Origin of the sequence: Nocardioides sp. NPDC087217, from assembly GCF_044744805.1 — a bacterium.
Classification (GTDB): domain Bacteria; phylum Actinomycetota; class Actinomycetes; order Propionibacteriales; family Nocardioidaceae; genus Nocardioides.
In genome coordinates this window covers 24968-44472 of record NZ_JBIUZB010000011.1, presented here as the reverse complement: position 1 = coordinate 44472, position 19505 = coordinate 24968, and the positions used below count along the sequence as shown (strand labels likewise).

Genomic DNA, 19505 nt, shown 5'->3' with positions numbered 1-19505 from the left:
ACACTCTGACAGGTCCCTAGGAGCGGTCGCGCCTGGCGCGCTCCTCGAGCGCGATGTCGAGGAGGGACCGGGCGCGGGCGTCGAAGCCGTGGTCGCGGTGGATGCGGGCGGCCTCGGCGCGGATGTGCTCGTCGGTGCCGAAGACGACCGAGGGGTCGGGCATCGAGGACCACTTCACCAGGTCCTCGGGGGTCTCGTAGACCTGCACGGTGTCGCCGAAGACGTCGCGGAGACCGACGACGTCGTCGGAGATGACCCGGGCGCCGGAGGCGACGGCGTCGAAGAGCCGGTTGGAGATGAAGCCGTAGTCGCGCATGTCGGACCAGTGGTCGTTGAGCACGACCCCAGCGGCCCGGTATTCGGCGCCGAGCCGGGTGTTGGACATGAACTGGGCCTTGACGTAGTGGCGCGGGATGTAGGGCTCCCAGCCGTGGCCGTAGACCGACAGCGGCAGTCCTGCCGAGACCGCGTCGTGGATGATCGGGCGCTCGACGTCGCGCGAGGTGCCGACGAAGAGCACCGCGTGACCGGAGTCGGGCAGCGCCCGGTCGGGGTTGAACAGCTCGGGGTCGGTGGCCTGCAGCAGCGGGTCGATGCGGATGCCCCACCGCGCCGACATCCGCTCGGCCCAGATCGGCCCGGCTGCCAGCAGCCGGTCGAACGAGGCCGCCTCGGCGCGGGTGACCGCGTCGGGGTGGGAGATCACCCAGCCGATGTTGATCCGGCCGTCGGGCGCCGGGAAGTAGCGCGAGAGACCGCGCAGGGTGACCACGACGTCGTCGTCGAGCGCGCTCGGCCGCTCCCACTCGTAGTGGTGGTCGACGACCGCGGACTGGCCGAGCCTGCGCAGCGAGCGGGCCAGCGCACCGGCGAAGTGGGTGTCACCCCACCGCTCCCCCTCCGGCGCGCCGGGCGCGGAGATCTTGATCGACCAGCGCAGCTGCGGGACGCCCTCGACGACCGAGGCGCGCGGCATCGGGGCGAGGATCGGGCGGGTGGCGGCGTACGTCTTCGCGGGGCCGGTCGGGTTGCCGGCCGCCGCCCGGCCGACGACCTGGTAGCCGCAGGCCGCCCAGGCGGCGACGTCGTCGCGGGGCTCGGTGCGCCCGAGCCAGCGGTCGAGGTAGATCAGCCGGTTGCGCGGGGCCCGGGCGAAGCGGCCCTTCGACTTCGACTCGTGGTGGACGACCTCGGAGGAGGTCACGACCCGGAACGAGCCCGGCCGCAGCGCGACGAGCCGGTGGCACAGGTCGACGTCCTCCATGCCGTTGGTGAAGATCGGGTCAAACCCCTCGCATGCGACGACGTCGCGGTAGCGCATCACCAGCGCGGCGCCGGTGAGCGCGGAGAACCGGTGACCGTCGAGGCCGGCGGCGTCCTCGGGCGGATACTCGGCGAGCATGTTGTAGGGCAGCCCGCCGTAGGGCGGGAAGACCACCCCGGCCGACTGCACCGACCCGCTCGGGTAGAGCAGCAGCGGCTGGACCGCGAGCACCTCGGGATCCTCGAGCGCCTCGACCAGAGGCGAGAGCCAGCCGGCCAGCGCCGTGGTGTCGTTGTTGAGGAAGACCACGGTCTCCCCGGTGACGTACGGGATGGCGAGGTTGTTGCCGAGCGCGAAGTTGTGGTTGACGGTGCTGTGCACCACCTTCACCTCGGGGAAGCGAAGCGGCAGCGAGTCGAGCACCGCCGAGACCCGGGCCGAGGAGCCGTTGTCCCAGACCACGATCTCGAGCCGCTTCTCCCCCGCGCCGTGCTCCATCGCGGCCTCGACCGCGCCCACCGTCAGCAGCGAGTCGTCGTAGGTGGGGATGACCACCGAGACCACGTCCGGGTCCGGCGTGCGGGAACCGAGCGCGGCCCAGTCGATGAAGGTCCGGTTGCGTACGACGTCCTCCCACGACTCGAGGTCGAAGGGGTCGAGCGGGAGCCGGTCCTGGCGCGGACGGCGGGGGTTGATGCCCTGGCGGCGCTCGACGCCGACCTCGGGCACGACCTCGATCACCGCCTTCGAGGTCAGCCGCAGCGCGAGGTCGTAGGCCCAGCCGAAGCCGATGTCGTCACGGGGCCCACCGACCTCTTCCAGAAGCGGCGCGGAGATCAGCAGTCGCGAGACCAGGGTCCGCATCAACGGACCGGGCACGTCGGGTCCCGGCGAGGCCGGAGGTACGTCGATGGCGAACCGCTGCTCCGCCTGCCACGGGCGCTCCAGCACGTCGGCGACCAGCGGCCTCCCGGCCGCATCGGCCACCGAGACCAGCCGCGCGAGACGGCCGGGCCTCCAGACATCTCCCCCAGCGACGTACGCGACGAAGTCGCCGTTGACCTGCGAGAACGCAGCGACCACGCCGGGCTCGCCGCGGTCCGGATCGCCGAGCACCACCTGGGCGCCAGGGACGACCTCAGGGATGACCTCGGCGACCGACGGGGTCAGGCCGCGGTCGATGACGATGACCTCGGTGCTCACCCCGGTCTGGGTGGCCACACTGTCCAGCGTCGCCCGGGCGAGCTCGTCGGAGGCGCCCAGATCGACGATGACGGTGACCGTGCCGACCGGCTCACGACCGGCGGGGGCAGCCGGGACGCGGTCGATGTCCGGCCGCCAGGTCTTCGGGCCGCCCTGCCGGGCCTGCCACTCCGCGCGCCGGTCGCGGATCCAGTCGCGCAGGTCGGGGAACCGGCCGTCGACCTGCTCCAGCCAGTCGTTGGCGCGGCGTCCGTTGCGGGCGCCCCGGTCGACGTAGTGACCGATCGCGCCGCCGTAGAAGTTCTCGGTCTTGCGCCGCTCGGTGTAGCCGTCGGTGTCGAAGAGCGGGTGCGTGGGCTGCAGCCACAGCTCGGCGCGCAGCCAGTAGAGGAACGGGTCCTGATCGCCCATCTGCTTGCGCAGCCGCGGGGTCAGCCGCGCGACGAAGAACTCCGGGTCGAAGAGCGGGCTGGGCTGCGCCAGGGGCTTGGCCGGGTCCTGCTCGAGATAGTGCCGGGCGGCGCGTTTGCGGTCGAGGCGCTGCCCGACCTGCTCGGCGTACCACTCGTGGTCGAACAGCGGGCAGTCGACGAGCAGACGTACGTCGTCGGCCCGGCTGTAGAGGGGCGAGTCGTTGTAGACCTTGCGGGCAAGGTCTCGCCCCCTGCGCAGTCCGCCACGTGCGATGCGCTTCAACTCTTCGTCCACTAAAGGTCCCCCAAGACGCTCTAGATCGTGCTTCGGCAGTGGGTCAGACTGTCACAGTGCCGAGTGGCGGTGAACGGCGCCACGCACGTTCACCCAACTGTCAAGGTCAATTCTGCCGCCACAGCGGCATGACCGCCTCCCGGATCTCGTCGGGCATCGGCGTCACCGGACGCGACGGGTCGGTGTTGTCGACGTACACGTGCACGAACCTGCCCTCCGCCGCGGCCTCCTCGCCCGGCCCCTGGAAGAGCCCGATCCGGTAGATGACCGACGAGCTCCCGACCTTGTCGACGACCAGCCCGGCCTCGACCGGCTCGGGGAACCCGATCTCGCGCAGGTAGCGGCACGAGGTCTCCGCGACGATCCCGATCTTCGGCAGCTTCCGCACGTTCACGCCGGTCGTCTCGAACAGGTAGGCGTTGACGGCGGTGTCGAAGTACTCGTAGTAGGTCGCGTTGTTGAGGTGACCGTACGCGTCGTCGTCGCGCCAACGGGTGGTGATCGTGCGCCAGTGCACGTAGTCGGCGCGGGTCGGGGCCTTGCGGTCAGGAGTGCTCATCGCCGCTGATCTTAGATCCTAGAGCTCGTCCTCGACCGCACGGACCAGATAGGGCGCCAGCGTCATCGAGAAGGTCGCGGTGATGTGGCTCCGGTCGCGATAGGCCTGAACGTGGCCGACCACCAGGGGACACCGGTCCTCGTCGCAGTAGGCCGCAGAGAGGTCGATCAGCGAAGCGCCCGGCCCTGCCAGGCGGACCGCTTCGGCGAGCGGGTCAGAGGTGGCGTACGCCTCCTGGCGGGTCATCTCGCACGCGCCGGCGTCCGCGAGCGTCTCGATCTCGTCGAGGCAGGTCGCCGCCTCGGGGGTGAGGTACGGGTTGTCGGCGAGCGCGATGATCTTCGTGCCCCGCTCGAGGATCGGCTTCCAGGCCTGGGCGAGCTGGTCGACGGCCGGGTTCGGCTCGCCGGCCGCGAGGTTCGGATTGCGGCGTTGGGTGACCAGCACGACGTCGTATGCCCCCTGGTCGAGCTGCTCGATCAACGCCTTGCGGTAGGCGCGGCGCGGGTCACCCGCGGTGGCCGGGAGCAGTCCACCGCCGTTGGCGACCAACGTGTCGACCGACCATCCTGAGCTCTCGGCGACCCGGGTCAGGCCGGGGATCAGCGAAGCGCCGTGCGAGTCACCGACCAGCGCGACCCTGAGCGCATCCGGGTCGTCGGAGCCGAGGTGGCAGACCTCGGGGCGGGCGTCGGCGGCGTACGTCTCGATCTCGGGGAGGTAGCACCGGTAGGCCCGGCCGGTGTCATCCTTGCGGGCGATCGGCGCAGGGAGAAGTACGCCGTCGAGCTCCGGGTTCCGGCACCCCTCCATCAGGGCGGCGGCGCCGAAGCACTCGGTGTCTCCCGATGCGAGCGCCTCAGCCTGGGCGCGACTCTCCTCGACCAGGTTGCGCCCGTGCAGGATCCCGGGGACCGCGACGGCGGCGACCAGGGCCGCTCCGAGCGCCCCGAAGAGGAAGGCCCGCGGGGTGGTCGCCAAGATCGGTCCGGTGCGGAACGGCGTCTCCACGAACCGGTAGGTCAGGGCCGCGAGGCCGATGGTGACCAGGAGGATCAGCGGCTCACGGACCCAGGTGCCGAGCACGGGGCCGGTCTCGGGGAGCACGACCACCAGCGGCCAGTGCCACAGATAGAGCGAGTAGGAGACCGTCCCGATCCACTGCACGACCGGATGGCCGACGACCCGAATCCCGACGCCGCGGGGCGCGCCCGCCCAGATGACCAGCGCGGTGCCGACAACCGGCAGCAGCGCCACCCAGCCAGGGAACGGCAGCGAGTCGTTGAAGAGCAACAGCGCGCCGAACACCCCGAGCCAGCCGGCCACCGCTGCGTACGGCGCCCAGCGCCCGGGCACGCGCTTGAGGGAGAACGGCAGCACAGCGATGAGACTGCCGACCGCGAACTCCCAGGCGCGCACGTAGGTGACGAAGTAGGAGTCGGCGCCGTCCGTCGCGGTGACATACACCGAGGCCACGAAGCTGACCACGAAGACGGCAAGGAAGACGGCCCGGATCGCCGTCAGCCGCACCTTCGGCCGTCGCCGGGTCAGGAGCGCCGCCGCGACGATCAGCAGCGGCCAGACGAAGTAGAACTGCTCCTCGACCGACAGTGACCAGTAGTGCTGCGCGGGCGAGGGCGGGTCCTCGGCGGCGAGGTAGTCGACCGCCGCCCAGGACAGCTGCCAGTTCTCCACGTAGAACGCGGCCGCGACCGTCTCCCGCAGGAACTGCTGCCACAGGGCCTCCGGCACCAGGACGTACGTCGCCACCGCACTGCACACGAGCACCAGCAGCGCCGCCGGAAGCAGCCGCCGGATCCGGCGCGCCCAGAAGGCGCCCAGCCGCACCCCGCCCGGCTTGGCGGCCTCTCGCACCAGGTGGGAGGTGATCAGGAAGCCCGAGATGACGAAGAAGACGTCAACGCCGGCGTAACCGCCCCGGATCGCGCCCGGCCACAGGTGGAAGAGCACGACCCCCAGCACCGCGGCCGTACGCAGCGCCTGGATCTCCGGCCGCTTGTCCCGCGCGGGCTGCCCGGCCTGTCCGGGCTGCCCGTCCTTGGCGGGCGCGACGGCGACAGCGGTCACCGGCGCACCCTGCGGACGATCCGGCCGGCGACGCGGCGTGCCTTGCGGACACCCCGTTCGCCGAAGGTCAGCGGGATCTCGATCCCATGGCGCGGGCGACCGTCGAGCTCGACGATCTGCGCACGCTCGCCGATCCGCTCGCCGATGACGTCCTCGTGAATGATCACCGGCCCGTCGAACTCACCCAGCGCGTCGCGGCCCTCGAACCGCATCCGCCAGCGACCGCCCGACAGCGCGGCGGTCGGCAGCGCGACCTCGAGACTGCCCGAGGCGAGCTCGGCGGCGCCGTAGTCCAGCGTGCGGCGCCGGCGGTCGTGGAGGAACACGACGCGGAGCCTATCGGGCACGACCATCGTGTGGGTCAGGTGCAGGTGGGCGCGGCCGTCGACGAGCGAGAGCGAGGTGGCGGTCACCGGGTCGGTCGCGCCCGAGACCACCTGGCGCAGCAGCTCCGGGCCGTCGTCGAGGGCCGCCATGATCCGGCCGAGCCGCCAGCCCAGCGCCACACCGGCCTCACCAGCCTCGTCTGCCTGGACCGCCTCGGCAACCACCGTGAACAGGTCGCGGTGCTTGAGCACCAGGTCGGCGAGGTCGTCGCCGACGAGCGTCTCGTCGCCCAGCGAGATCGTCGCGACGGCGTTGACCAGCGGCCGCTGGAGCGTACGCAGCGGCACCACGCCGCTGTCGGCAACCAGCTGCAGCGTCTCCAGGATGTCGGCGACCGCCCGGTCGCCCCAACGGACGTCCTCGCCGATCAGCCGGGCGGCGGTGGCCCACTGGCCCGACTCGACGAGCCGCCAGCCCCACCGCTTGTCGCGCTCGAGGCCGTCGACGACACCGTCGTCGAAGAGTCCGACCAGCTCGGCGACCAGAACCCGGGCCGGCTCCAGCGCCTCCGGGTCGATCACGGACATGCCCCGCAGCGCGCGCACGATCGCCATCCAGCCGTCGGCGTCGAAGATCAGCGAGGCGTACTCCGCGCGCACCTGCGGGTCGCCGAGCTCGATGATCCGGCGGGCGCAGCGCAGCTCCTGCTCGAGATAGCTGATGATCCCGGCCGGCGAGTGGGACTTCGCGGTCATCGACCCCGGTCCGGGCCGGTCGCGGTAGACGTAGACCGTCTCGGTCACGATGTCGAAGCGGGCGGTGGTCAGCGCGTGGACCATCGGCTCGATGTCGTTGGAGCGTGAGGCGTCGGGGAACGAGATCTGGGCCGTGTCCCAGAAGTCGCGCCGGAAGACCCGGTTCCAGCAGGCCCGGTTGCGCAGCGCGGACGGCACGTCGGACAGCGTCACCAGGGTGCGCTCCTCGTCGAAGGCCGGCCATGCCCGCACCGGCCACCAGACCCGGTCGCTGAAGAGCTTGAAGAACCGGCCGACGACCATGTCCGAGCCGGTCTGCCGCGTCTTGCGCAGCATCGCGGCGTACGCCCCGCGGGGCACCAGGTCGTCGCCGTCCGCGAACGCGAGGAAGCGGCCCCTGGCCAGCGAGACACCGTGGTTGCGCGCCTGTCCCCCGCCCTTCCCGGGCGAGCGGACCACCGTCAGGCGCGGGTCGCGGGCGGCGTACGCCTCGGCGATCTCGAACGTCTCGTCGGTCGAGGCGTCGTCGACGACGATGACCTCCAGGTCCACCGGATCGGCAGGCGTGGACTGGTCCTCGAGGATCGAGGAGAGCAGCTCGCCGACCCACAGGCCGACATCGTGCGTCGGGACGATGACGGAGAGCTCAGGCGTGGTCATCGGGCTGCACCCTCCAGATCGCCGGCCAGATCGCTCGACAGCCCGTCGAGCAGCCGCAGGTAGTCGCGCGACATGTCGTAGGGCGTGTACGCACGGGTGAACTCATGAGCGGCCCGATGCCGCGACTCCTGCCCGTCCAGGGCCTCCAGGATCGCCGCCGCCAGCGCCACCGGCTCATCGGGCTCCGGCGCGTACGTCACCACCCATGGCTGATCGGCGAACTGCCGCGCGACCGGGGTGTCCTCGGGGATCAGGGCGGTACGACCGAAGGTGCCCGCGGCCAGCAGCGAGCCGGAGTTGAGGATGCGGCGGTACGGCAGCGCGACGACGTCGCTGGCCCGCATCCAGTCGGAGAAGTCGGCCGTCTCGACGAAGCCGAGCCGTTTGACGATGTTGGGCGCCGAGAGCATCTCCTCGACCGTCTCCACGTCGGAGGCGGGCACCACCTTGCCGGCCACGACGAAGGTCAGGTCGGGCACCTGCTCGGCCGCGATCTCCACCGCCCGGCAGAGCACGTCAAGGCCCTTGTAGGCCCGGATCTGACCGATGAAGCCGACCGTCGGCACCCCCTGCGGGACCCCGATGCGCTCGCGCGAGGCGACGTCGTCACCGCCGTCGGGGTAGACGCCGAGGTAGGACGAGTGCGGCAGGTCGACGACCTTGTCGGGCGGCAGCGCGTAGTAGGCCGCGGTCTCCTCGACGGTCGCCGGGTTGAGCTGGATGATCCGGGTCGCGTAACTCGCCAGCGCCTTGGCGACCGCGAGCTCGACATCGACGTAGTCGGCCTCGTGAGCGATCGAGTTGTGCACCGTCCACAGCACGTCGGCGCCACGGTCGCGCAGGCCACTCAGCACGTCCTCGAACCGGGCCTCGTTCGCCCAGGCCTCCTCGACGCTCTCGCAGCCGGCGGTCACCGGCGAGGTCCAGTGGACATGGAGCACGTCCCCCGGCCCCAGGTGCTCCGCGCGCGCCTCGAGCCGGTGCAGACCCTGCACTCCCTCGACCACGTCCCAGCCCGCCGCCCGCGGTGCCACGGTGAGCATCGTGAGGTAGGGGTTGCTCCGGTAGTAGGGGAACGACAGCAGGGTCGAAGGCATGTGGGGGTCCTCAAAGTACTTAACCGTGACGATCCCCCGAACGTCGAGACCACGTCTCGCCGGTGCCCCGGTTGGCCGGTGACCGCAGGATTCTAGGCAGGCAAAAGAGCCCACTTTGACCACTCGGACGGCTTCCCCGCATGCCTTCATCACGGGTTCATCGACGGTTCATCGAACCCACCCTTGCTGGTGGCCGAGCCCGTCGAGACGCCGTCAGCCAGGGCCGCCTCTCGCCTTCACCCATTCGTCGTACGGCACGGGGTCGGCGTCGTTCTCCGCCTGGCCGACGATGCTCTCGGTGAACCAGGTTCGCAGCGACACCATCTCGGGCGTGGAGCGCAGGGTGAGCAGCTGGTGGGTCTCCCCGAGCTCGTCGGCCAGGTTGTCCGCGGCCAGCAGCTCACGGACCACAGGCCCCATCTCACGGGGAAGGGTCATCTCGACGTCGACGTACTCCAGCCCCGCCGCGGCTGCGTCCAGGGCGGTACGACGTCCCAGGTGGCGCGCGAATGCCGGCCGCGTCACCAGCCGCTCGATGAGCTCGCCGAGCTCACGCGGCGGAGTCGGGCCGTCCTCGGAGTCGATGAGCTGGAGCTCCCGGACCAGATCGTCGAGGCGCTGGTCGATCTGAAGCCCCAGCTGCACCGGGCAGGCGGGAAGCCGCACGGTGACCCAGTCCGCGGGAAGGGCGGCCGGCTCCGGCAGCGCCTGCTCACCGAACTCCACCGCGGGAGGCCGTACGTCGTGCTCGACGCCGTCGCCGGCGAGCTCGGCCCAGATGCGCCGCCCGTCGGCACGCTCATCGATCCCCCACGACTCCGCCAGCACCGACACGATGGCCAAGCCGCGTCCCGTGGTGCCCTGGCTCTCGACCGGGGGCGGGGCCACGGCAGGGAGCGGGACCAGCGCGCCGTCGTCCTCGACGCTGAGCCGTACGGCCGGTTCGAGGTCACGCAGACGGATGTGCATGTAGGGGCTGCCGCTGTGCAGGGCCGAGTTCGCGGCCATCTCCGTGATGCACAGGGCGGCATCATCGACAAGATGCTCACGGCCCCACTCCACGAGGCCGTCGGTGACGAATCTGCGCGCACCCGGCACGCTGGCGGTCTCGGCGGCGAGGCGCACTCGCAGCTCAGGACGGCCCCCGTCTGGCACAGACATCATGTGGCCAGTGTGCCCCTCGTTCGCCCCAGCCGTCAGCGGCTCGACCTCAGTACGTCGATCAGGAGGCAGTCATGGAGTGTCGGGCGCGGTGTCGGCGGACCGCCGCGCGGTTGGCACAGCGGACCGAGCAGTAGCGCTGCCGTCCGTTGCGGGTGACGTCCACGACCACCGCCGAACACGGGTCCCCCTCCACCTTCCCCGCTTCGCACCGGCCCAGCCGATGGATACCCCGGGTGGTCAGGTGCAGCGCCGTGCCCACGCTGATCACCGCTCGCAGCACGTCGGGAAGGGAGTCGTTGGTGTCATCGCGGTAGTGGATGTGCCACCCTTCGCGCCCGTGATCCGTCAGCCTCGGATAGGCGGTCGCCTGCGCCATCAGCTCGTTGAGCAACCGCGCCCGTTCGCCCGGCTCCGGCGCGTCGACGACGCGGAGCCACTCGTCGATCACGTGCCGAGTGCGCGCGTGGTCATCCGGAGACTCGCCGAAGTCCATCGTCATCCCGAACTCCCTGGTCCGAGCCTCGATACCGGCCCGGTCCTCGGGCCAGTCGTCGGCGAGCGAGGCGGCCATGAGCACGGCGTACTCGCCGTAAGGGTTGAGATGCATAAGACCATTACAGCAGAGTGGCGAGCATGACCGACAGCGCAACAGAGGAGTCCCGGCACACGGACGCCACCCACGACCACGGCTGGCTCACCGAGTCCAGCCATCAGACCTCGGAGGGCCGGGTCGTCTACGTGCGTTGCGCACTCTGCGGCGTACGTCGCGTCGACCTGCAGCCTCATCCACTCCTCCCGCCGCGGGCGCTGAGCCGCGAGCATGGGTGAGCCAGCAATCAAGACACGCGCGCCGTCTCAGGCTGAGCACCCTTGGTCGACCTCCGAGCCGTGACACTCGTCGTCGCCGGCCACATGACGATGGCGGCAAGGACGAGGAGCGCGCCAGCGGGAGCTTCAGACCAGGGGGCTGTGTCGTGGGAGACATAGCCCGCAGCGATTGGACCAACGAGGAAGTATGTCGGCAGCACAGTCGTCGCGGCGATCAGCAGCGCTGTGACCACCGTGCTCACGGACCGTGCGGTGGACGGCCGGTCTTCGGAAGCCTCGGGCCATCCAGTCGGGATGGACCCACCCGCTGCGATCAGGGCAGCAATGATCAGCGCGATGGGCCACAGCACGCCAACGACAATCAGCGCCGTCAGGTCGAAGTCCGGAACCGAGACCGGCCTGCCCGCGATCCCAGATGCCAAGGCCAGCACGCCGGTGCCGGCGCGCACGGCAGCCGGGATGACGGCGAGCAGCCACAGGATGAGCCGACGAAAGGTGGGCGCCAGCAGGAACGGCAGTGCGAACGCCGCGACGGCCAGCAACAGGACCGAGAGCCCGTAGAGCTCAGCTGCATGCCCGATCGGATGCCACGGGCTGGCCGGCCACTGGTAGTCGTAGAGGTGGTCCTGCCGCTTGAGACAGGCAGGTTCGTCGAAGCCACCACGCGGACACACCCCGGACCAGCGTTGCCACGCTGCCAGGTAGGCAAGAACCCCTGACCCAGCGAGCGCGGCCGAGGTGAGCACGCGTGCGCCGCGGTGTCTCGGTATCACGCGCTCATGGAAGCATGCCGTTCAGCCGGTTGAGGTCGGTGCTGCCGTGCCTCCTCGATGTTGAGGACGGTCTCGCAGTCGCCGCTGGCGGCCCTTCAGGGTCAGGCGTCGTGCTCGCGCGCGGCTCGACGCGCGGGAACACTCAGGCAGGCTGGGCGTCGCGCAACCGCTGCGAGATGACGGTGGTGACACCGTCGCCGCGCATGGTGACGCCGTAGAGGGCGTCGCCGACCTCCATGGTGCGCTTCTGGTGGGTGATGACGAGCAGCTGTGAGGACTCGCGCAGCTCCTCGTAGATCTCCAGGAGCCGGCCGAGGTTGGTGTCGTCGAGCGCGGCCTCGACCTCGTCGAGGATGTAGAAGGGGCTCGGCCGCGCCTTGAACAGGGACACCAGGAACGCGACCGCCACCAGGGACCGCTCGCCACCGGAGAGCAGCGAGAGCCGCTTGACCTTCTTGCCCGGCGGCCGCGCCTCGACCTCGATGCCGGTGGTGAGCATGTTCTCCGGGTCAGTGAGGACCAGGCGACCCTCACCGCCCGGGAAGAGCCGCGCGAAGACGTGGTCGAAGGCGACGCGTACGTCCTCCCAGGCCTCGGTGAAGACCTGCTCGACGCGGTTGTCGACCTCCTTGACGATGTCGAGGAGGTCCTTGCGGGTCTGCTTGAGGTCCTCGAGCTGCTCGGTGAGGAACTTGTGACGCTCCTCCATGGCGGCGAACTCCTCCAGGGCCAGCGGGTTGACCTTGCCCAGCGCGCGCAGGTTCTTCTCGGCGATCTTGAGCCGCTTGGCCTGCTCGGCACGGACGTAGGCGATCGGCTCGCGCTCGTTGCCGTCCTCGTCGGGGTGCTGCGGGACCAGCTGGTCGGGGCCGTAGTCCTTCACGATTGCCTCGGCGTCGAGACCGAGCTCCTCGAGGATCCGCTCCTCGAGCTGCTCGATGCGCATGCGCTGCTGGGCGCGGGCCATCTCGTCGCGGTGGACGGAGTTGACCAGCTCCTCGAGCTCCTTGCCGAGGTTGCGCAGCAGCGAGCGGCACTCGCGCAGCGCCTGCTCGCGCCCGGCGCGGGACTCCTCGATCTCGGTGCGGGCGCGAGCGGCCTGCTGCACCGAGACCTCCAGACGGTCCAGCGCGTACGCCACCGCGGTGCCGACCGCTCGCGCGGCCTCGCCCTCGCGACGCATCTGCTCACGGCGGGCGGCCGCCTTGGCGCGCTGCTCGCGCTCCTGACGGGCCGCGCGGAGCAGTCCGTCGGCACGGCCGGCCAGTGCGCGGGCACGCTCCTCGGAGGTACGCAGCGCCAACCGCGCGTCCATCTCGCGCTGTCGTGCGTCGCGGGCGGCCTGGGCCAGCCCGTCGCGGGCACTGAGATCGGGCTCGTCCTCGGGGTCCTCCTCGGCCATCGCCAGGCGCTCCTCGAGCTCGGCGAGCCCGGCGACGGCGTTCTCGCGCGCCTCCTGCGCCTGCTCGACGGCGGCCAGCAGCCGCTCGGCCTCGCCACGAGCCGCACGCGACTGCGCGCCGAACTGGCCGAGCTCCTCGGCGACGGCGGCCAGGGTCGCGTCGGACTCGTGCAGCTTGGCCAGCGCGACGTCGACGCGCTTCTGCGCTGCCAGCCGCTCGGCCTCGAGCCGGGAGGTCTCGAAGGTGGCCCGCTCGGAGACGGCATTGGCCTCGGCGAGCTGGGCGGTGGCCTCGTCGACCGCGGCCTGCACCTCGATCAGGCTGGGTACGCTGGAGGAGCCGCCGGAGGCGAAGTGGGCCCCGATCAGATCGCCCTCGCGGGTCACCGCGGTGACCTCGGGATTCTCCGCCGCGAGCGCCCTAGCGGTGGCGAGGTCCTCGACCACCGCGACCTTGTCGAGCAGCCGCGCCACCGCGGGCCGCAGCACCGGCTGGCACTCGACCACGTCCAGGGCGTACTCGGCACCGGCCGGCAGCGCCGGCCAGCCGCCGGTCTCCTCGGGAGAGCCGCCCAGGAGCAGCCCGGCCCGGCCGAGGTCCTCGGTCTTGAGATGCTCGATCGCGCCGACGGCACGCTCGGCGGACTCGACGACGACCGCGTCCGACGCGGTCCCGAGCGCCGCCGCGACCGCGGCCTCGTAGCCGGAGCGGACCGCCAGCAGCGAGGCGACCGAGCCCAGCACTCCCGGAAGGTCGGAGCCGAGCAGCGCGCCGGCGCCGTCCTTGCGGTTCAGGCCCATCTCCAGGGCGTCCTTGCGGGCGGCCAGCGTCGAGCGGTCCCGGTCGGCCTGCTGAGCCTCGGCCTGGAGCTTGGCGAGTCGCTCCTCGATGTCCTCGAGGGCAGCGGCAGCTGCCTCGTGCTCGGCATCGAGGCCCTCCTCCCCCGCGTCCAGCCCGGCGACCTTGGTCTCCAATGCGGTGAAGTCGCGCTGGGCCCGCTCGGCGCGCGCCAGCGCCTCCTCGCGAGCGGCGGTCAGGCGCCCGACCTCGTCGTCGGCGGCAGCGGCCCGCGACTTGAGCGCGTTGACCTGACCGGTCAACCTTGCCAGCCCCTCGCGGCGGTCGGCGGCGGCGCGCTCGAGCCCCTTGACCCGGCGCTCCTCCTCGGCCGCGGCGTCCTCTGCTTCCTTACGAGACTCGACGGCCTCCTCGAGGGAGTAGCGAAGCTCCTCGACCTCGGCGTCGGCGGTCTCCTCCTGCTCGCGCGCCACCTCGGCCTGGGCCTCGAGCTCCTCGGGGTCGCGCCCCTGGCGCACCTCCAGGTCCTCGGAGCCAGCCGCGTTGCGCACCCGCTCGGAGGCCAGCGACTGGGTGCCGCGCAGCCGCTCGCGCAGCGAGTTCAGCGCGAACCAGGTCTCCTGCGCGGCGGCCAGCGCCGGCAGGTCCTCGCGCAGCGCGGCCTCCAGGACCGCCTCCTGCTCGCGTCCCTCCGCGATGGTCTCCTCGACCTCGGCCCGCCGGGCCAGCAGCGCACCCTCGTCGGCGAGCTCCTTGTCGAGCTCGGTCTTGGCGGTGACCAGGTCGTCGGCGTAGATGCGGGCCTTGGCGTCGCGTACGTCCATCTGCACCGTCTGCGCCTGCCGGGCGACCTCTGCCTGGCGGCCGAGCGGCTTGAGCTGGCGGCGGATCTCGACGAGCAGGTCCTGGAGCCGGTCCAGGTTGACCTGCGTGGAGTCGAGCTTGCGCAGCGCCTTCTCCTTGCGCTTGCGGTGCTTGAGTACGCCGGCGGCCTCCTCGATGAAGCCGCGGCGGTCCTCCGGGGTCGCCCGCAGGATCGTGTCGAGCTGGCCCTGGCCGACGATGACGTGCATCTCGCGGCCGATGCCGGAGTCCGACAGGAGGTCCTGGACGTCGAGCAGCCGGCACGGGCTGCCGTTGATGGCATACTCCGAGCCGCCGTTGCGGAACATCGTGCGCGAGATGGTGACCTCGGCGTACTCGATCGGCAGCGCGCCGTCGGTGTTGTCGATCGTCAGCGAGACCTCGGCACGGCCCAGCGGGGCACGGCCGGCCGTACCGGCGAAGATGACGTCCTCCATCTTGCCGCCGCGCAGGCTCTTGGCGCCCTGCTCACCCATGACCCAGGCGAGCGCGTCGACCACGTTGGACTTGCCCGAGCCGTTGGGGCCGACGATGCAGGTGATCCCCGGTTCGAGCTCGAGGGTCGTCGCGGAGGCGAACGACTTGAAACCCTTCAGCGTCAGACGCTTGAGGTACATCGGCTTCTCCCCCGGCTCAGGACCACGTGGTCGTACACAGTTCGCAACACATCAGCGTGGCTGAGGTGAGCCAGCAAATCTAATCGCCGCTGCTCAGGGGAACCCCAGCGGGTCGAGGATAACCCGCCGGGTCCGTCGATCTGGGGACCTCGGCCCCCACGACAGCCGGAGTCAGAGCCCCAGCGTCCGCTTCACCTCGGCCCGCAGCTCCCGCAGGTGGGCGTCCGCGGCCGTACGCAGACCGGCGACCGCCTCGGGATCCGGGACGACCCGCTCGGTGAACCGCTCGGCCAGGTCGGGGGCGTCGAAGGCGGAGACGTTGGCGTCGAGGCCGATGCGCTTCATGAAGTTGCGGTTCTTGTTGGTCGCGATCATCACGATCGACGGCACGCCGTACATCGTGGCCACCACCGAGCCGTGGAACTTCATGCTCGCGAACGCGGTGCACTCCCCGATCGCCCGGGTGAGCTCGTCGAGGTCCTCGGTGTAGACGACCTCCTTGCCCGGGATGTCGAGGGCGTCGGCGTTGGCCACGTCGCGGCGACCGACCTCCATCGTGCCGAGGATGAGGTGACGTACGCGCCACCCCTCCGCGATCGCCTTGCCGGCCATCTCCTCGACGCGCGAGTAGTCGTCGGGCTCCTCCAGGTTGGGCCGGTAGCGGGTGACCACGCCGAGGATCGGCGCACCCTCGGGCTTGGTCGCCGGAGGCAGGTCCAGCGAGCAGACCATGTCGGGAGCGACCTTGATGTCCAGGTCGGCGGAGATGTTCTCGAGGATCCAGTCGGCGGTCGGCTGGTCGCGGACGCCGATGAACTTCACGTTCGGGTGCTCGAGGAACTTCCTGTGCCTCTCGATGATGTGAGGCTTGATCTCGGTGTTGCGGTAGATCGGCACCCCGACACCGACCACGAAGACCGGCTTGGCCAGCATCTTGTGGTTGAAGTAGCGCGGGTCCGCCTGCCACGACTGCAGGATGTCCCCGCCGCCGATGAGGATGGCGTCCACCTCGTCGACGATCTCGGGCAGCGGCCGGTCGTAGTAGGGCTTGGTCATGTTGTCGGCCAGCACCCGCAGCTCGAACTCTTTGCCGAAGTACTGCTCGTACACCGACAGGAACAGCTCGTCGCCGTAGTTGCCTGCCCCGAAGAACCCGGCGAGCCCGATGACCGGCTTACGGCCGCGTCGCTCACGGCGGCCCAGCGCCGCCCTGATCTGCTCCTTGAGCGGGGCGGGAAGACGGCGGGCCGCGGACCGCAGGACCGGGTGATGGCGCAACGAGGACAACGGAGAGCTCCTGGGGGATCACGAAACGGGCCGCCGACGGCGGCGAACCGCGCGAGCGTAGCGACGCCGGATGACTGCGAGCGCCCGCCAGACGATGTGCAGATGAACGCCAGGCAACGGCTACATGTCACCTGGGGCGATTCGACTCCACGGGCGAACAGCACCAAGGGCACCCCCACAGGTATCCTTCGGCACACCCCCGGCAGCATCTGGCTGCCCCATGCGTCACCGAGGAGCTACTACCGTGGCACGCGTCCCCACACGTCTCACCCTGTCCAAGACCCTTGCTGCGGGAGGTCTGGTTCTCAGTCTTGCCACCACCGCGATGGCCATCCTGGGGCAGGAGCAGGCTGCGCTGGCGGCTCTCGGACTCGCCGTCGCCGGGTTCGGCAGCGCCACCCTTCTGGTGACCAGGGCTTGGGGACGCGCCAACACCGAGGTCAACGGATCCATCAACGACCACACCCTGGCGACGGCAGCCCGCGTCGAACTGACCGAGCGCCGTGTCCTCGCCGCCATCGACGCAGCTCGCTTCGAAGCCGCCAAGCGATCGGGCACCGACCGGCTCTGAGGGTCAGCCGGTCAGCGCGACATCTCCACCGCAGATCTCGTCGAACCAGGCCCACAGGGCAGCCTCAGGCGGCTCGCCGCCCGGCACAGTCGCAATCTGTGAGACCTCGCGCGCATTGGTCATCGCGTCCACGAGGTCTTCGGCCGCAAGGTAGCTGTTGGCCGGCGCCTCGATCCTGCTCCCCGCCGGGACATGCGCAACCGCACCCGCGGCTGCTGCCTCAGCCGCCAGACGCTGGACAACCGTCTGCTGGGTCTGGGTGATGACGACATGCTCGGCCGTTGCGAACATCACCGAGTCAGTGGTCTGACCGACGTCGAAGATGACCGGCAACGCTCGGCCCTTGAGGCTCTCCAAGATCCAGGCTCGCACATAGGGAACACCGCGCATGCGAACGTCGAACCCCGACTCGACGAGGGAGTGGGCGACGTCCACGGCACGGTCGAGCTCGACCTTGCTCGGCACCGTCGACAGCGAGACGACGACGCTGCCTAGACCCGACCGTAGGCGTGGCGCGTTGCGAGGAGCGACCGCGGCCGGGAACGGCGCGCGGGTGACCCGCCCCAGAGACTCCGGCCCATTCCCGCCTTCCCGCACGCTCCACATGGGCTCGGCGCCGAAGGCCGTGCGAACCATGGACTCGACATAGCCACGGTCGTACGTCAGCAGCGGCACGTCCACGACGTACTCGTCTCGGTCGGTGATGATCACGGCCGACTCCGCCCGGATGCCGGTCTCGAGGCGCGGCGGGAAGGAAAGGGTCGTCGGATCGATGCAGACGACCGTCTTGGCAACAAGGCTGTCGTCCCAGCTCGCGCTCTCGACGGCGCCGCGCGCGATCAGGTCCTGCACCGGCTCGATGTAGCGGTCGGACCGGAACCGCTCGAAGTTCAGGGACTCGACATGAACGACCGCGATGCGCGGCGCTGCGATGCCTGCCCGCGAGGAGGCCAGTCGACTGATCCAGTCGGCCGCCTCGCGTTGCCGCGGCCCGTCCTGTCGCCAGTCCCCGAGGACAACGAGGTCATACTCCGGCGAGGGGCCCTGCGCCAGCTGAAAGCGCCTGGCGGCCGGGAACGCTCTCCTGTCGCGTCCGAGGAACGGCGAGGCTCCGTGCCGGATCTCGTCGTGCCAGGCCAGCAGGGCCGATCGATAGACCATCCTCGCCGGATGCCGCCACCCTCGGCGGAACTCGTCTCGAGACAGGCTTCCAGCGCTCATTCTCATGAACTGAAGAGGCTCATCGAGGTCCACCACGGCTCCGTCGCCGAACACCGCCTCGATACGGAAGTGGAACTCGGTATCGGCGGCTTTCCGGACCGGGTCGAAGGAGCCCAGGAGCGGCCAGACCTGGTCCTTGCGGAACATCAGGGTCGGCGCGACCGCCTGCCGGGCGACGTTCTGGCGCCGCGACACGATCAGGTCGTCGGACAGCTTCAGCGCCATCGTACGAACAGCGACGACCGACCGCTGTGACTCCAGTGCCGCCACCTCGCGCTCGATGCGCTCGGGGTGAGCCCAGTCATCGGAGTCCTGGAAGGTGACGTAGACGCCGGTGGCCTCGTCGATCGCGCGGTTGCGAGCGACGTACGTGCCACCGTTCTGCTCTTGAGTGATCACCCGAACCCGCGGGTCCAAGGCGCTCGCCTCCGCATAGATGCCCTCGAAGTCGCCGCCGGAGGCGTCATCGACGACCAGGATCTCGAGGTCCTGCCAGGTCTGAGCCACGATGGAACGCACCGAGACCAGGAGCTCTGGGCCGGGCTGGAAGGAGCTGATGACGACCGTGACCGGCGGACCTGTGACGACCCCAGGCTCGATGCTCGCCGCAAGACGGTCGAACGGACAGGCTCCGTCAGCTGCCGGCTCGAGGGTGAGCGGAGCGAGTCCAGACATGACGGTGTCGTTGATCTGCCGGAGCCATGCCTCCTCGGTCGAAGCCGGCCGCACTGCCGGGTTCGCGAGATCGACCGCCGCGTGCTCCCTGGCCTCATCATCGAGCCGAAGGTGCGGCAGAACGGCGGCGAAGTCTTCGCCACGACCCCGCTCGACCAGCAGGTGACACAGGAGCTCCCCCTCGTGAAGCTCCAACAGCTGTGGGTCGCGCTTCGCGATCGCCAGCAGCGTCTCGAGCGCCTCATCAAGCTCGTCGACGCTCTTGGGGGCCACACCGACACAGTGCGCAAGGGCCGCGGCCCAACGCGACGCACGGGGCCCGTCGAGCTGACGAGCGTAGATCCTCATCAGCTCCTGGCTGGCGAGTGAGTCCATCCGCTTGGCGACTCGCCCCACGGTGGACGCCGCGACCCAGGTGCGGCTCAGCTCGGCCGCGATCCGAACCAGGTCTGGCCGGTCCTCGCCATGAGCGCCCCGAAGAATCGGAAGCTGGCCGAGGTCACCCACGAAGGGCTGTGATGTCATCTGGTCTCAGGGTCTTTCTCGTCACATCGACTCCGCTAGGAGCGAGCCCCCGCTCGAAGGCGTGTCACTTGCCTGAGATCAAGATCGCCACAACCTGCCGTACTTTTGCAGCCCGGAG

13 protein-coding genes are annotated in these 19505 nt (G+C 70.4%); 2 read left to right on the top strand and 11 right to left on the bottom strand.

The window, feature by feature from the left end; genetic code table 11:
• Positions 1–16 precede the first annotated feature (16 nt).
• From ACIO3S_RS28040 to ACIO3S_RS28010, 7 genes are all read right to left on the bottom strand, one after another.
• Positions 17–3175, bottom strand: coding sequence for a glycosyltransferase (locus tag ACIO3S_RS28040; protein WP_400469744.1), 3159 nt, complete (start codon positions 3173–3175; stop codon positions 17–19).
• A gap of 106 nt (positions 3176–3281) precedes the next feature.
• Positions 3282–3734 (bottom strand): thioesterase family protein, encoded by a 453-nt coding sequence (locus tag ACIO3S_RS28035; RefSeq protein ID WP_008358262.1) that lies wholly within the window; start codon positions 3732–3734, stop codon positions 3282–3284.
• 18 nt (positions 3735–3752) lie between these two features.
• The gene (locus ACIO3S_RS28030) at positions 3753–5822 is read right to left on the bottom strand and encodes an acyltransferase family protein (protein WP_400469741.1); all 2070 of its coding nucleotides are present in this window, start codon (positions 5820–5822) and stop codon (positions 3753–3755) included.
• On the bottom strand, positions 5819–7564 hold the full coding sequence (locus ACIO3S_RS28025; protein ID WP_400469739.1) for a glycosyltransferase family 2 protein: 1746 nt from the start codon (positions 7562–7564) through the stop codon (positions 5819–5821). Before ACIO3S_RS28025 ends, ACIO3S_RS28030 begins: the two co-directional genes overlap by 4 nt.
• Positions 7561–8661, bottom strand: a complete 1101-nt coding sequence (locus ACIO3S_RS28020; protein ID WP_400469736.1) for a glycosyltransferase — start codon at positions 8659–8661, stop codon at positions 7561–7563. The genes ACIO3S_RS28025 and ACIO3S_RS28020 overlap by 4 nt, the downstream gene beginning before the upstream one ends.
• Before the next feature lie 213 nt (positions 8662–8874).
• Positions 8875–9825: an ATP-binding protein gene (locus tag ACIO3S_RS28015; protein ID WP_400469733.1), complete on the bottom strand. Its 951-nt coding sequence runs from the start codon at positions 9823–9825 to the stop codon at positions 8875–8877.
• Between the two features lie 58 nt (positions 9826–9883).
• Positions 9884–10432, bottom strand: a complete 549-nt coding sequence (locus tag ACIO3S_RS28010; protein WP_400469730.1) for a CGNR zinc finger domain-containing protein — start codon at positions 10430–10432, stop codon at positions 9884–9886.
• A 26-nt stretch (positions 10433–10458) separates the two neighbouring features.
• Here ACIO3S_RS28010 and ACIO3S_RS28005 point away from each other — a divergent pair, with 26 nt between their 5' ends.
• Positions 10459–10653 (top strand): hypothetical protein, encoded by a 195-nt coding sequence (locus ACIO3S_RS28005; RefSeq protein ID WP_400469727.1) that lies wholly within the window; start codon positions 10459–10461, stop codon positions 10651–10653.
• Positions 10654–10661: 8 nt separating this feature from the next.
• Here the strand turns inward: ACIO3S_RS28005 and ACIO3S_RS28000 are convergent, their stop codons facing one another.
• The 3 genes from ACIO3S_RS28000 to ACIO3S_RS27990 all read right to left on the bottom strand — a co-directional run bounded on the left by ACIO3S_RS28000 (position 10662) and on the right by ACIO3S_RS27990 (position 16395).
• A complete protein-coding gene (locus tag ACIO3S_RS28000) occupies positions 10662–11399 on the bottom strand; it encodes a hypothetical protein (protein ID WP_400469724.1) in 738 nt (245 codons plus the stop codon).
• A gap of 169 nt (positions 11400–11568) precedes the next feature.
• Positions 11569–15108, bottom strand: a complete 3540-nt coding sequence (gene smc, locus ACIO3S_RS27995; protein ID WP_400469721.1) for a chromosome segregation protein SMC — start codon at positions 15106–15108, stop codon at positions 11569–11571.
• Between the two features lie 171 nt (positions 15109–15279).
• The gene (locus ACIO3S_RS27990) at positions 15280–16395 is read right to left on the bottom strand and encodes a polysaccharide pyruvyl transferase family protein (RefSeq protein WP_400469718.1); all 1116 of its coding nucleotides are present in this window, start codon (positions 16393–16395) and stop codon (positions 15280–15282) included.
• Positions 16396–16639: 244 nt separating this feature from the next.
• Between ACIO3S_RS27990 and ACIO3S_RS27985 the strand changes: the two genes are divergently transcribed.
• Positions 16640–16966: a hypothetical protein gene (locus tag ACIO3S_RS27985; RefSeq protein WP_400469715.1), complete on the top strand. Its 327-nt coding sequence runs from the start codon at positions 16640–16642 to the stop codon at positions 16964–16966.
• Positions 16967–16969: 3 nt separating this feature from the next.
• On the opposite strand, the gene ACIO3S_RS27980 is transcribed toward ACIO3S_RS27985, so the two are convergent.
• The gene (locus ACIO3S_RS27980) at positions 16970–19387 is read right to left on the bottom strand and encodes a glycosyltransferase (protein WP_400469712.1); all 2418 of its coding nucleotides are present in this window, start codon (positions 19385–19387) and stop codon (positions 16970–16972) included.
• Positions 19388–19505: the final 118 nt, after the last annotated feature.